General features: G+C 70.0%; 10 protein-coding genes and 1 pseudogene. 3 read left to right on the top strand and 8 right to left on the bottom strand.

Translation table 11 applies throughout. From position 1 onward, the window contains the following. Positions 1 to 60: 60 nt before the first annotated feature. Positions 61 to 429 (top strand): GntR family transcriptional regulator, encoded by a 369-nt coding sequence (locus ABZ642_RS30580; RefSeq protein WP_360489674.1) that lies wholly within the window; start codon positions 61 to 63, stop codon positions 427 to 429. Positions 430 to 668: 239 nt separating this feature from the next. Here the strand turns inward: ABZ642_RS30580 and ABZ642_RS30575 are convergent, their stop codons facing one another. Continuing rightward, a complete protein-coding gene (locus tag ABZ642_RS30575) occupies positions 669 to 1,439 on the bottom strand; it encodes a DUF72 domain-containing protein (protein WP_360489673.1) in 771 nt (256 codons plus the stop codon). 15 nt (positions 1,440 to 1,454) lie between these two features. Next, on the bottom strand, positions 1,455 to 2,549 hold the full coding sequence (locus ABZ642_RS30570; protein WP_360489672.1) for a DUF5925 domain-containing protein: 1,095 nt from the start codon (positions 2,547 to 2,549) through the stop codon (positions 1,455 to 1,457). Positions 2,550 to 2,724: 175 nt separating this feature from the next. Between ABZ642_RS30570 and ABZ642_RS30565 the strand changes: the two genes are divergently transcribed. Beyond that, complete coding sequence (locus tag ABZ642_RS30565) at positions 2,725 to 4,149, top strand: xylan 1,4-beta-xylosidase (RefSeq protein ID WP_360489671.1); 1,425 nt, start codon at positions 2,725 to 2,727, stop codon at positions 4,147 to 4,149. Between the two features lie 24 nt (positions 4,150 to 4,173). Here the strand turns inward: ABZ642_RS30565 and ABZ642_RS30560 are convergent, their stop codons facing one another. From ABZ642_RS30560 to ABZ642_RS30535, 6 genes and pseudogenes are all read right to left on the bottom strand, one after another. Then, positions 4,174 to 8,049: a lipopolysaccharide biosynthesis protein gene (locus tag ABZ642_RS30560; RefSeq protein WP_360489670.1), complete on the bottom strand. Its 3,876-nt coding sequence runs from the start codon at positions 8,047 to 8,049 to the stop codon at positions 4,174 to 4,176. Further along, the gene (locus tag ABZ642_RS30555; RefSeq protein ID WP_360489669.1) at positions 8,042 to 8,842 is read right to left on the bottom strand and encodes a polysaccharide deacetylase family protein; all 801 of its coding nucleotides are present in this window, start codon (positions 8,840 to 8,842) and stop codon (positions 8,042 to 8,044) included. The genes ABZ642_RS30560 and ABZ642_RS30555 overlap by 8 nt, the downstream gene beginning before the upstream one ends. After that, on the bottom strand, positions 8,835 to 9,848 hold the full coding sequence (locus ABZ642_RS30550) for a glycosyltransferase family 2 protein (protein WP_360489668.1): 1,014 nt from the start codon (positions 9,846 to 9,848) through the stop codon (positions 8,835 to 8,837). The genes ABZ642_RS30555 and ABZ642_RS30550 overlap by 8 nt, the downstream gene beginning before the upstream one ends. Beyond that, positions 9,845 to 10,666, bottom strand: a complete 822-nt coding sequence (locus ABZ642_RS30545; RefSeq protein ID WP_360489667.1) for a glycosyltransferase family 2 protein — start codon at positions 10,664 to 10,666, stop codon at positions 9,845 to 9,847. Before ABZ642_RS30545 ends, ABZ642_RS30550 begins: the two co-directional genes overlap by 4 nt. Positions 10,667 to 11,087: 421 nt before the next feature. Then, positions 11,088 to 11,534 carry a hypothetical protein gene (locus ABZ642_RS30540; protein WP_360489666.1) on the bottom strand — a complete coding sequence of 149 codons (447 nt, stop codon included), beginning with the start codon at positions 11,532 to 11,534 and terminating at the stop codon, positions 11,088 to 11,090. 155 nt (positions 11,535 to 11,689) lie between these two features. Further along, positions 11,690 to 11,986: pseudogene (locus tag ABZ642_RS30535) on the bottom strand (S8 family serine peptidase); the annotation flags it as partial. Between the two features lie 191 nt (positions 11,987 to 12,177). Here ABZ642_RS30535 and ABZ642_RS30530 point away from each other — a divergent pair. Further along, entirely contained in the window at positions 12,178 to 12,975 is a 798-nt protein-coding gene (locus ABZ642_RS30530; RefSeq protein WP_360489665.1) for an SGNH/GDSL hydrolase family protein, read from the top strand. The last annotated feature ends 6 nt before the right edge of the window (positions 12,976 to 12,981 follow it).

The following is a 12,981-nucleotide window of genomic DNA, read 5'->3' as shown; positions in this document are numbered from 1 at the left end:
CTATGCGGAGGCGAATGCGGGATGCCTCTCATTTTCCGGCGGATACGGGAGAATCGGGCCGTGACTCTGAAGATCCACATCGATGACAGCGCGCCGCCGTACGAGCAGGTAAGGGCGCAGATCTCCGAGCAGGCGCGTGGCGGGGTGCTGCCGGTGGGGTACCGGCTGCCGACGGTGCGTGGGCTGGCCGAGTCGCTGGGGCTGGCGGTGAACACGGTGGCCAAGGCGTACCGGGCGCTGGAGACGGACGGGGTGATCGAGACGCGGGGCCGCAACGGCACGTTCGTGGCTGCCGCCGGATCGGCCGCGGAACGTGAGGCGTCGTCGGCCGCGCAGGCGTACGTGGAGCGGGTGCGCCGGCTGGGGTTGGGGGAGAAGGAGGCGCTGGCCGCCGTGCGGGATGCCCTGCGGGCGGCCTATGGGGGGTAGGGGGCAGGGGGCAGGGGGTTTCGGGCTTCGGCTGAGCAGGGCTCGGCACCGCCGAGAGGCGCCGTGGCGGCTGGTCGCCGTCGCGGCGGGAAAAGAATTCAAGCGGCGGGAGAGCAGGGAGCGGTGAGGGAGAGGGGAGCGGTGAGGGAGACGGATGGGGCGGTGGGAAGTGAAGCCGGGAGGGGAGCGGTGAGGGAGATGGATGGGGTGGTGGGAAATGAAGTGGCGGGGGAAGGCGATCAGCCGCTGGTGGTCAGCTGTGGTGTTCGTGTCACCGGCAACCCCGCCCGCTCCGCGACCCTCGCGAACGCCGCCGCGTCCCGCACCGCCGCTCCGCCCTGATCGTTGTTGAAGTACGTGTAGACGTCGGCCTTCTCGGGGTACGCCGTGGCGATGCGGTCGGCCCAGGTCTCCAGGGCGCGGCGGCCGTAGCGGGGCCAGGGGGTGGCCCGGCCCTCGTGGAAGCGGACGTAGGCCCAGCCGGTGGTGCGCCAGAACGGGGTCATGGGGTGGGCCCGGATGTCGGACCAGCACAGGGCCGCGCCCCGGGACTCCAGGACCTCGCGGGTCTCCGGCGTCCACCAGGAGTCGTGGCGGAATTCCACCGCCACCCTCGTGTCGCGCGGGAAGCACGCCAGGCAGGCGTCCAGCAGGGCCGGGTCGGCCTTGAGGGTCGGTGGGAGCTGGAGCAGGACCGGACCCAGCCGGTCGCCCAGACCCGCCGCGTGGGTCATCAGGCGGTCGACCGGCTCCCCGGGATCCTTCAGGCGTCTGATGTGCGTGAGATAGCGGCTGGCCTTCACCGCGATCACGAAGTCCGCGGGGACCCGGTCCCGCCAGGACGCGAAGTTCTCGCGGCTCGGCAGGCGGTAGAACGCGTTGTTCAGCTCGACGGTCGTGAAGTGTGCCGCGTACTCCTCCAGCCACCGCCGCACGGGCACGTCGGCCGGGTACAGGACGTCCCGCCAGTCCTTGTACTGCCAGCCCGAGGTCCCGATGAACAGGGGCATACCCCCATCAAAGCACTACAGGTACAGCCCCGCGTCCGCGTCCTCCCGTGCGCCCGGTACCGAGGTCGGTGCCGTGCCCCGGCGCAGTGCGTACAGCTCCGCCAGGGTTGCTCCCTCGCGGCCCACGCCCTCTTCCGTGCCGAGCCAGTTCACCGCCTCGGGGCGGGTCAGCGCGCCCACCTCGATACGGGCGAGGCAGCGGCCGGGGCGGACCACGGCGGGGTGCAGGCGTTCCAGGTCCTCGTTGGTGGTGACACCGACCAGGACGTTGCGGCCCTGGCCGAGCAGCCCGTCGGTGAGGTTCAGCAGCCTCGACAGCGCCTGGCCCGCGGTGTGCTTGGCCTCGCCGCGGATCAGCTCGTCGCAGTCCTCCAGCAGGAGCAGCCGCCAGCGGCCCTTGCCGGCGCCGTCCTCCTCGCCGATCGCGATGTCCATCAGATAACCGACGTCGGAGAAGAGCCGTTCGGGGTCGAGGACGCAGTCCACCTGGCACCAGTCCCGCCAGGAGCGGGCGAGCGTGCGCAGGGCGGAGGTCTTGCCGGTGCCCGGCGGGCCGTGCAGCAGCAGGAGACGGCCGGCGATGTCCTCGGGTGTCGTCTTCATCAGGCGGTCCATCGCGTCCGCCACCGGCGTCGTGTAGTTGGCGCGTACCTCGTCCCAGGTGCCGGCGGAGATCTGCCGGGTGGTGCGGTGCGGGCCGCGCCTGGGGGAGACGTACCAGAAGCCCATGGTCACGTTGTCCGGCTGGGGCTCGGGCTCGTCCGCCGCGCCGTCCGTCGCCTCGTTCAGCACCTTCGCGGCCAGCTCGGCGGTGGTCGCGGTGACCGTGACGTCCGCGCCCCGGTTCCAGCGGGAGACCAGCAGCGTCCAGCCGTCGCCCTCCGCGAGCGTGGCGCTGCGGTCGTCGTCGCGGGCCACCCGCAGCACCCGCGCCTCCTTCGGCAGCAGGGTCGCCCCGGTGCGCACCCGGTCGATGTTGGCCGCGTGCGAGTACGGCTGCTCGCCCGTCGCGAAGCGGCCGAGGAACAGCGCGTCGACGACGTCGGACGGAGAGTCGGAGTCGTCGACGTTGAGCCGGATCGGCAGCGTCTCGTGCGGCTTGGCAGACATGCCGCCATGATCCGACACCGGGGCCCGCCGCGCACCCGTTTTCCGAAGTGAGCGGAGAGTGTCGGATGTGCGCCGAGCTTCCGGAGTATCCGGAGTGCCCCCCTGGTCCTGTTACACAGCTGTCGATCGCCGATACCTGCACCGGGGGCGATTTCCGCCATTACTGTTGTCTTTGATGGGACGTCATGAGTGGAATTCGGGGGCTCGGCGGTGGCGGCTCACCGCCCTGCTCGGTGTGGGCGTGGCCGCGCTCGCCCTGATCGTGACACTGGTCAACACCCTGCCCGGCGGAGGCGGCAGCACCGCGGGCACGACCCGCGACGGCGACAAGGTGCACGGCACCCCGGCCACCCCGCCCGACGCGGCCCAGCCGTATGTGGGCTGGGGCTTCACCCACACGCAGTACAGCGCGGACGAGGGCAGCACCACCGCCACCGACCGGGTCGAGAACCTGCTGGCCCGGGACGGCGGGCTGCCCCAGGACCAGGCGATCATGGGCTGGGGCGCCGACAACCCCGAGCCGGTGAAGGGGCGTTACGACTTCGGCGCCCTGGACCGCCGGGTCGACTTCATGCGCCGGTCGGGCGCCACCCCGGTGATCACCCTGTGCTGCTCGCCGGACTGGATGAAGGGCGGCAGGGCCGGTGTGAACAACACCGACTGGAGCCAGGCCGCCCTGGAGACCGCCCCCACCCCCGACCACTACCAGGACTACGCGAACCTCGCCGCGACCGTCGCCAGGCGCTATCCGGACGTACGGCACTTCATCGTCTGGAACGAGTTCAAGGGCTTCTGGAACAACGGCAAGGCCCGCTGGGACTACGAGGGCTACACCGAGCTGTACAACCTCGTCTACAAGGCGTTGAAGGCCGTGGACAAGGACATCATGGTCGGCGGGCCGTACCTCGTCATGGACAGCTTCGACCCGCGCCAGACCGAGAACGCCTCACCCACCCTCAAGGGCCCCTGGGGCGTCATGGACCAGCGGGTGATCGACGCCTTCGACTACTGGAACACCCACAAGGCGGGCGCCGACTTCGTGGTCGTCGACGGGTCCAGCTACACCAACGACGACGACCTGCTGCCGGACGAGTTCGCGGCGACCGACAAGCTGACGTACGTCGGCGAGTGGGTGCGGAAGCAGACGCACGACCTGCCGCTGTGGTGGGCCGAGTACTACGTCGAGCCCGCCGACGGCGGCGACGAACGCGACGGCTGGACCGAACCGCACCGGGTCGCCGTCCAGGCCACCGGCATGATCGCCATGGTGAAGGGCGGCGCCGGCTCCGGCTTCTACTGGAACCCGGAGGACGAGAAGGGCGGCGACTGCGCCGGCTGTCTGTGGACCACCACCGACAGCGCCGACGGGGGACGGCAACTCCCCATGTACGACCTGGTGTCGAGGTTCGGGAAGGCGTTCCCGCCGGGGACCCGGTACGAGACGGTCCCCGTCGCCGAGGACGACTCGCCCAACGTGCGTGTCCTCGCCAGCGACAGGACCGTGCTCGTCGTCAACACTCTGGGCCGGACGATCAGCGCGCAGGTGGACGGGAAGCGGTTCGACCTGAAGGGGTACGAGGTCAAGTGGCTCACCCGGTGAGCCGGATGAGCCACTTCGCCCCTCCTACTTGAGCGTCAGGAACCGCTGCGCCAGCGATGCCAGCACCATCGCGAGCAGGGGCAGCGAGAACCAGAAGCTGCCCTGGAGCCACCGCAGCTGACGTACCCCGGGCCGGACCGCGACCCGGACCACCTCGCGTGCCGTCAGCAGCAGGATCAGGGCCACGGCGGCGAGAGCGCCGACCACCGACCACGGCGTCCAGGTGATCCGCGGCCCGATCGGCCCCGGATCAGGTTTCGCCACCGCACCCGAGGGCCGCGTGCGCAACGTGTACATGGTCACGTCGTCGTTGACCAGGACCTTCGTCAGATCCTGCCGGTCGTCCAGGTTCTGGATCAGCCGGCTCTCCCAGGTCGCCGAGTATCCGGCGTCCAGCCGGAGATAGACGACCTGACTCCTGTTGATCATCAGATACGAGTTCGGGCCGGCCTCCTTCAACGCCTTGACCAGGCTCGACACCAGCACCGGGTCGGTCGGCGCCAGTGTCGGCACGTAGTCGACCCGCTCCATGTCCTTCGCGCCCCACGGAATCGCCGGGGTCACGTCGTTGACCGTGTCGTTGCTCAGCCACAGCAGCCGTACGGTCGGCTTGTCATGGGCGTACACATAGTCCATCGCGGCGACCTCGCCGGGCCGGACCCGCTCGAAGGACTCGTTGCCCCAACGGGCCACCAGGAAGCCGCCCATGAGCAGCAGACCTGCCATGAGCGCCGCCACCGGCGCCAGGCTGACCCGGTCCTTCTCGCGCTCCTTCGCCGTGGCGCCGGTACGCGGGAACAGGGCGAGAGCTGTCAGCAGGGCCGCGCCCGGCAGGGCGAACATGAAGACCCGCAGGGCCATCTCGCCGCCGTACGACTGCATGCCGAAGCCCAGGAACGGGACGAAGGTCAGGACCAGCAGGGACCGCTCGCGGTACTTGTGGAAGCGGCGGCGCCACCAGCCCCAGACGGCGAGGGCCAGCACGCTGCCGGCCAGCAGGACCCGGACGTACAGGACCAGCTTGTGGGTCGAACTGCCGCCCTGGATGCGGCCGGAGACCGAGGTCGAGACATTGCTGCCGACCCCGCCGACCCCGCCGAACAGGTCGTTGAAGTGACCCGACCAGTACGGCTCGGCCATGAAGCCCAGCCAGACGGCCGCGACCACCCCGAACAGGATGGGCAGGCCGCGCAGTTCGGACCTGCCGACCAGGACCAGGGCCGCCAGCACACCCAGCATCATGAACGGGGTCAGCTGGTGTGCCGGGACGGTCGCCGCGTACAGGCCGATCAACACCATCAGCATGACCGCCTGTTGGCGGCGGTCGGTCGGCTCGACCTCGGCCTCGCCCGGGCGGAACCTCGTCCAGACGACATGCGGGGCGCGGAACCAGACGAGCAGGATCGCCACGAACATCAGGTAGAGGAGGTACGTGAAGCCCTGCGGGGAGAAGTAGTCCTGGCCGACCCAGCCGCACAGCACGAAGATCCAGATGCCGGTCCACTTGGCCCGCCAGCTCGCCCGCAGCGACCGTACGAGCAGGAACATCGGTGCCAGAAAGGCGAGTTGGACGAACGTCGGCCACCAGCGGATGACCTCGGTGAAGTCCGTGACCCCGCAGGCCCGGCCGATGAAGGCCGCCGCCGCGAAGAAGCCCGGCCAGCTCCAGCGGGCGTCCAGGTCGGGGACGGCCGACCCGGTGCGGTCGATGTAGTCGATGAACCCGAGGTGCTGCCAGGCGGTCGGGAACCGCGGTTCCGTCTCGATCACGGCGGGCAGCGCGTGCAGCGACACGACCGTCGCCAGCAGGGTGACCAGGAGCAGCGCCTTGTGCTCGCGGCGCAGCCACAGCAGCGCGGCGAACACCGTGACCAGCAGCGCCGCCCCGACCAGCGTCGGCAGCGGCAGCACCGAGATCAGCCCGAGCCCGCCCATCCGGTCCAGGTCTGCGTCGTCGAGCCGGGCGGCAGGCACCCAGTAGAGCAGGAGGGCGGCGACCAGAAGACAGCCGAGGACGACTCCCTGGCGGGTCGGGATCAGCCGCTCCCGGAGCGACAGCGCGGGCTCCGCCAAAGGCTCGGCCGGCACCTCTTCGTGTTCCTCCGGTACGACCGCCTCCCCGAACGGCGCGTCGACCTCCGCCTCCTTCGGTGGCGAGGACTCGGCCGGCCCGAGCGAGGCCTCCGAGCCCGGCTCCCTTCCCCAGTCCCGGCTTTGCTCGACCGGGGGGACCCCCGTCTCCACCGGCAGTCCCAGGTTCCGCGGTGGCCGCAGCGCCCAGGTCGGCCGGTCGTCCGGCAGGACGACGGGCGTGCCCGAGGGCGGGGTTCCCGGACCCGGACGGACATCCGGGCGGCGCTCCACATGGTCGAAGTCCACATGGATGCCGAGGGCGAGGGTGTCGGTGTCCAGCGCCCACGCCGGGCCCCGCCTGCGCGGTGCCGCGGTCGTGGCCGGGGCCATGGGGGTCTCCCCGCGCGAGCGAAGCCGAGCGTGGGGGAGCGTCCCCAGGTCGGCGAGGTCCCCGTTCGGTGCCGCGTCCTCCGGGACCTCGGCCGGAGCCGCGCGGAGCGTCCGCCACAGCTTGGGCGCCGCGATCGTCACGATCACCGCGAGGCTGGAGATCTCGGCCACGCCCGCGCCGGTCAGTCCCATCCGGGGCAGCAGCAGCAGGGTCAGCCCGAGCACCAGCACGCACAACAGGCCCTGCAGCCAGGCCAGTCCGGCGGTCCGGCTCTGGGCGCGCAGTACCGCGAAGTATGTCTCCATCACGACCCTGAGCAGCGCGCCGACCGCGAACCAGCGCAGCAGCGGGGTCGCCGCGTCCGCGTAGCCCGCGCCGAACACACCGAGGATCCAGGGCGCCCCGAAGAACAGCAGCGAGCAGATGGGGATCATGATCCGGGCCATCCGCTTCAGCGCGGCCCGGGTGTTGGCGGCCAGCCGGGCCGGGTCGTGCGAGCCCTCGACGGTGAGCGAGGCGCCCATGTTGATGGCGAGCAGGTTGGTGGTGCCGCCGATGGTGGTGGTGATGTAGAAGTACGCGTTGTCCTCGGAGCTGACCTGCGAGGCGATGATCACCGGGACCAGGTAGACCACGGCGAGGGAGAACAGCGAACCGGTGTAGTCACCGGCCAGGAACCTGCCGATCTCCTTCAGCGTGGGCGGCCTGGCGTGCTCCTCGGTCGCCTTGATGTGCCGGGGCACCAGGCGCCGGAACACCAGCCAGCCCAGCGGCACCACCGAGGTGGCGATCGCCGCGACCCAGGACACGAACACACCGGCCATCGGGACGGCCACCGAGAAGGCGACCAGCAGGCCCAGCTTGACCGCCGAGAACACGGTGTTGCCCACCGGCACCCAGGGCGCGTTGCGCAGCCCGGTCAGCACGCCGTCCTGGAGCGTGAGCAGGTTCCAGGCGACGACCGCGACGACGAACCCCAGTCCGGGGAGTGGCCCGTGCAGGAAGCGGTACGACGGTCCCCACATCCCGAGGGTCATCAGGAAGACCCCGGCGGCCAGCGCCACGATCAGGGAACTGCCCGCGTAGGTACGGAAGATGAGCCGCCCAGTGGCCTTGCCCGCCACCGGGATGAAGCGGGCCAGGGCGCCGGTCAGGGTCACCGCGGTCAGGCCCGCGAGGAGCTTCATCGCGGCGATCGCGGCGGAGCCCTGGCCGACCGCCGACTCGGAGTAGTAGCGGGCCGCCGCCAGCCAGAAGCCCAGGCCCAGCACGGCGGAGATGCCGGTGTTGAGCATCAGCGCGTAGGCGTTCCGGAAGAGCGGGCTGCCGCCGGACGAGCTGACTCTGCCGGGCAGCCGAAGGCGGCGCCCCGACTGCTCGGGCGCCGCGGTGTCGTGGGTCGCGGCCTCGTTTGTGGTGGTCGTCGTGTCAGACACGGGAACGAATGGCCTTCCGGCGGAGCTGACGGGCTCTGCGGAGAACGGCGTACCCCTTGGTGAGGGCACGGTCCTTGGCGAAGTTGCGGGCGATCGCACGGCCTTCGAGCAGCTGTGCGAACTCCGCGGCGTCCGTGCTGCGGCGTACGGTGACGCGGTGCAGCGCGTACGGACCCTGGCGGCGACGGGCGAGGCCGTTCTCGACGGCGAGCGCCTGGGTGTATCCGGCGTCCCGCACCGCCTGCCGGACCCGGCGGCTGGAGTAGCCGTACGGGTAGGCGAACGAGGTCGGCTCGGTGCCCAGTTGCTCGGCGACGATCTCCCGGCACCGCACCAGCTCCGCGCGCAGCCGGTCGTCGGCCAGCTGGTCGAGCTGCGGATGGGTGTGGCTGTGCCCGCCGATCTCGCAGCCGGCGGCCGCGAGTTCGCGCACCTGGTCCCAGTCGAGCATGGCGTCCAGGCCGCCTCCGGTGTCGTACGCGCCCCTGATCCAGCCCGTCGAGACGAACAGGGTGGACGCGAAACCGTGCTTGGCGAGGACGGGGAGGGCGTGCCGGTGCACGCCCTCGTAGCCGTCGTCGAAGGTGATCAGGACGGGCCGGTCGGGGAGCGGGCCGCCGGCGCGCCAGCCCGCGGCCAGGCCGGCCGTGTCGACGGGGGTCAGGCCCAGGTCGCCGATGAGCGCCATCTGCTCGGCGAACGCCTCCGGTGCCACCGACAGCGCGCGGGTGGCCTCGTTCGGCGCGGTCGCGACCGAGTGGTACATGAGGATCGGCACCGGTGCCTCAGTCATGAGGTCCCCCCTCCGCCTCGGCCATGAGAGGCTCCTCGATCTCGGCGACGGTGAAGGTCGCCCCGCCCCGCCGCGCCCGCACGCTTCCCACCACGTAGCCGCCCGCGGCCGTCAGTACCCCGGTGACGATCGCGCCGGCCCGGCCGGCGCCGCCCGGCCGGGCCAGGAGTGCGTCCCGCAGGCCACGAGCGACCCCCGCGGGCAGCACACGCGTGGTGTACCGGCGTTCGGACTCGAGTCCCTTGCCGGCGCCCACGCTCCGGGCGACCAGGGCCTTGGAGAGGCCCTCGGCGTAGGCGCGGGTGCGGAAGTAGCCGAAGTGCTCACGGGCCCGCGGTACCCGGTGGTGGATCACCGCGCGGTCGTCGATGAGCAGCACGGCGTCCGGGCGGGCCCGGGTGAGCCGGATGCACAGCTCGGTCTCCTCGCAGCCCAGCGGGCGCTTGTCGCCGTCCCGTCCGATGCCGGTGGCGAAGCCGCCCGCCACGTCGAACGCGGTACGCCGGAAAGAAGCGTTTCCGCCGAGGACGTTGCGGACCCGGACCCGGCCCGGTGGCAGCCCCCGGTAGGTGCACCCGACCACCCAGTCGAACTCCTCCGGGAACCAGTCCGGGCGGCGGCCCGAGGCCCAGACGGGCATGGTCCGGCCGCCGACCGCCATCACCTTCGGGTCGGCGTACCCCTCGGCGAAGCGGCGCAGCCAGTCCCGTTCGGCCACGGCGTCGTCGTCGAGGAAGGCGATCACCTCGCCGTAGGAGCAGGCGATACCGGTGTTGCGGCCCGCGGACAGGCCGCGGGGGCCCGCGTTGGCGAGCACCCGGACGTCCGTGGCCTGCTTGTACTCCTTCGTGAGCCGTTCCAGGAGCGCCGGGTTGTGGTCGACGACCAGCAGGGTCTCCAGCGCCGGATACGACTGGGCGCGCACCGAGGAGACCGCCGCGAGGATGTCCTCCCAGCGGTCCTCGGTGTACACGCAGATCACGACGGAGATGTCGGGATCGCTCAAGACGACTCTCCCTGGCCCGTGCTGAGCATCGGGGAGTGCCGGACCTGCCGGCGCAGCGCACGCCGGTTGGAGCGCTCCCCGAGGATCACCTTGAGGACCCGGAACCCGTCCCGCACGGCGCGCAGATTACTGGTGCCGTGGATGCGCAGGTACTCGTAGCTGGGTATCTCCTGCACCTTCAGGCCCGCCTTGACCACCCGGACGTTGATCAGGGTCTCGATCTCGAAGCCGGTGCAGTCGAGGTCGATCTTGTCCAGGCAGTGCCGCCAGAAGGCGTTGTACCCGTAGCAGAGGTCGGTGTAGCGGGCGCCGAACTTGCGGTTGACGATCGTGCACAGCGCCCAGTTGCCGAGCTTGCGGATGAAGGTCATGTCGTCCGTGCCGCCACCGTTGGCGAAGCGCGAGCCCTTGGCGAAGTCGGCGCCCGAGACCAGCGCGGAGACGTACGACACGATCTCGTGGCCGTCGGCCGAGCCGTCCGCGTCCACCATGACGATGATGTCGCCGGTGCACGCCTCGAACCCGGTGATCAGGGCGTCCCCCTTGCCCTTGCCACTCTGTTCGACGACTTTCACGTCGGGCCACAACTCCCGCGCGACTTCCACGGTGTTGTCGGTGGAATTGCCGTCCACCAGGACCACTTCGTGTATCCACCCGGGAAGTGTCTTGAAGACGTAGGGGAGATTCTCCGCCTCATTCATGGCGGGGATCACCACGCTCACCGGCGGTGTGATCGCCAGGTGCGAGGAGATCGGTCGGTATTCGGCAGCCATTAACGGATCTTGGTCCGAGGCAGGCTGGCGCAGAACAGAACTCATGAGTCTTGTCCCTCTCGTCCGGTGGACCACCCGCCCCTGGGCGGCCCGCTTCTGTGTCCGGTTCGAAAGGGGGGTTATCACCCGTGGCACGGAAGAAGGATCTCCGTATCCGCAGGTGAGCTGGCAAAGCTAACCGGTCTGCCGGAAAACGGCAGCCGGTCGCGCGGCACGACTCGGAAACAACAGTGGTCACATTCGAAATGGCAGTGGTCATTGCGGTCACCGAGCACGGCACCCCCCTACCGCGCCCCACTCCGGAACATCGCGGTCCTTGAGCCCTCCCCTGGTGCCGCTTGATGACGATCCGATGCGGGTGAGATGTACGACGGTATTGATGATTGAACCAGTATGGCAAGGCCTGGAAGTGCGCCTCACGTTTTTGTTGGTTTGGCCGTTACGTAAATTTGGCCGACCTTGTTCCTTAACTCGAACGGATTTTCCCGGTCCGTCGGGACGTCCGTTTGAGAATTCGCTCCACCGGTCGCAGGCGTACCAGCAGAAGCAGGAGAACGCTGATCGCGGTCACGGCGACGACTCCGCCGCGCCAGGACCAGTGGTGTGTGGCGAGCATGCCCTGTGCGATCAGCATGTCCAGGGCGACGGCGCCCGCCAGTGCGGTGAGCGCCCGGGCGAACGGATCGAGCCCGCGCAGCGCCGGACCGATCGCCCCGGCGGGCGCGACGATCAGGAAGAGCAGCGTGAACGGGCCGCGCAGTGCCGAGCCCGAATCGGTCAGTGCGAGCAGCGCGCCGGTCCCGGCGACGGCGGTCGCGGCGCCCGCGAGCAGCGGTCCCAGGTCCCTCCCCGGTCCTGGCCGTGCCCGTTCGTCGCCTTCTGGCGATGGTGTCTTGAACCGTATGGTCTGCATGGCCGACTTTGCCCCCCAAGGCGTCGGATGCCGGACTTCAATGTCGCGCAGGAAAACGGGGGGCGTCAAGCGGGTCTCCGCACATGACCGTTCCCCGGAGACACGGGTTGTCTCCGGGGAACAAGTCGCTCGTTCTGGGTCCCTACCCTGATCGATTACGACACGAGCTTGAGGAGCTTGTTCGGGGAGCCGGTGCCCACGCTGGTGAGCACGTTGGAGGTCGCTCCGTTGACGAGTGCCGTGGCGACCTGGGCCGGGGTGGCCGAGGTGTGGCCCGCGATCACACCGGCCGTGGTGCCCGAGCCGCTGTTGTCGAGGACCCGTACCGCCACGATGTTCGCCTTCTTGGCCACACCGTAGGTCGAGCCCGCGATGGTGGTCGCCACATGGGTGCCGTGGCCGTGGCCGTGGCCGTTGTCGTCGGAGGCGGTGGTGTCACCGTCGACCGAGTCAAGGGAGTTGACGACCTGTCACAGGTTTGTCGTGGACACGCAATCCAACGCACCGACAGCGCACCGGTAACGCACAGGATCGGTCCGGTGGGGGCCGGTTGGGGCCCGAAAAGTTTTGGCATGGACACTTCCCGTCAACACGCGTAGTTGGTACGACAGTTGTGGCAGAGATCCTGCTAAAGGGAGGTTCCATGAGACGTTCCCGAATTACGGCATACGTGACTTCACTCCTCCTCGCCACCGGCCTCGCTCTCGCCGGGGCCGCAACCGAAGCCCAGGCCGCGACCGGCGGTTACGTGGCGCTCGGCGACTCGTACTCGTCCGGTGTCGGCGCCGGCAGCTACATCAGCTCAAGTGGCGGCTGCGACCGCAGCACGAACGCCTACCCGTACCTGTGGAACGCCGCCCACAGCCCGTCCTCGTTCTCGTTCCTGGCCTGTTCGGGCGCCACCACGGGCGACGTGCTCTCCGGTCAGCTGGGCACCCTCAGCTCCTCGACCGCCCTGGTCTCGATCACCATCGGCGGCAACGACGCGGGCTTCGCCGACGTCATGACGACCTGTGTGCTCAGCTCCGACAGCACCTGCCTGTCCCGGATCAGCACCGCCGAGGCCTATGTCGACTCCACACTCCCCGGCAAGCTCGACAACGTGTACGACGCCATCAGCGCCAAGGCCCCCAACGCCAAGGTCGTCGTCCTCGGCTACCCCCGCTTCTACAAGCTGGGCACCACCTGCCTCGGCCTCTCCGCGGCCAAGCGTTCCGCCATCAACAACGCCGCCGACTACATCGACGCCGCGATCGCCAAGCGCGCCGCCGACCACGGCTTCGTCTTCGGCGACATCCGCACCACGTTCACCGGCCACGAGATCTGCTCCAGCAGCTCCTGGCTGCACAGCGTCAACTGGCTGGACATCGGCGAGTCGTACCACCCCACCGCGGCCGGCCACTCCGGCGGCTATCTGCCGGTCCTGACCAGCAACGCGTGACCTTCG

The sequence above is a fragment of the Streptomyces sp. NPDC007157 genome (assembly GCF_040634235.1).
Lineage (GTDB): Bacteria > Actinomycetota > Actinomycetes > Streptomycetales > Streptomycetaceae > Streptomyces.
This window is presented reverse-complemented; position numbering and strand designations above follow the sequence as displayed.

What these genes read in the sequence shown, in the direction of transcription:
- ABZ642_RS30555 (WP_360489669.1), bottom strand. Translation starts at nt 8,842, where the DNA reads ATGACTGAGGCACCGGTGCCGATCCTCATGTACCACTCGGTCGCGACC.
- ABZ642_RS30570 (WP_360489672.1), bottom strand. Translation starts at nt 2,549, where the DNA reads ATGTCTGCCAAGCCGCACGAGACGCTGCCGATCCGGCTCAACGTCGAC.
- ABZ642_RS30540 (WP_360489666.1), bottom strand. Translation starts at nt 11,534, where the DNA reads ATGCAGACCATACGGTTCAAGACACCATCGCCAGAAGGCGACGAACGG.
- ABZ642_RS30565 (WP_360489671.1), top strand. Translation starts at nt 2,725, where the DNA reads ATGGGACGTCATGAGTGGAATTCGGGGGCTCGGCGGTGGCGGCTCACC.
- ABZ642_RS30545 (WP_360489667.1), bottom strand. Translation starts at nt 10,666, where the DNA reads ATGAGTTCTGTTCTGCGCCAGCCTGCCTCGGACCAAGATCCGTTAATG.
- ABZ642_RS30530 (WP_360489665.1), top strand. Translation starts at nt 12,178, where the DNA reads ATGAGACGTTCCCGAATTACGGCATACGTGACTTCACTCCTCCTCGCC.
- ABZ642_RS30575 (WP_360489673.1), bottom strand. Translation starts at nt 1,439, where the DNA reads ATGCCCCTGTTCATCGGGACCTCGGGCTGGCAGTACAAGGACTGGCGG.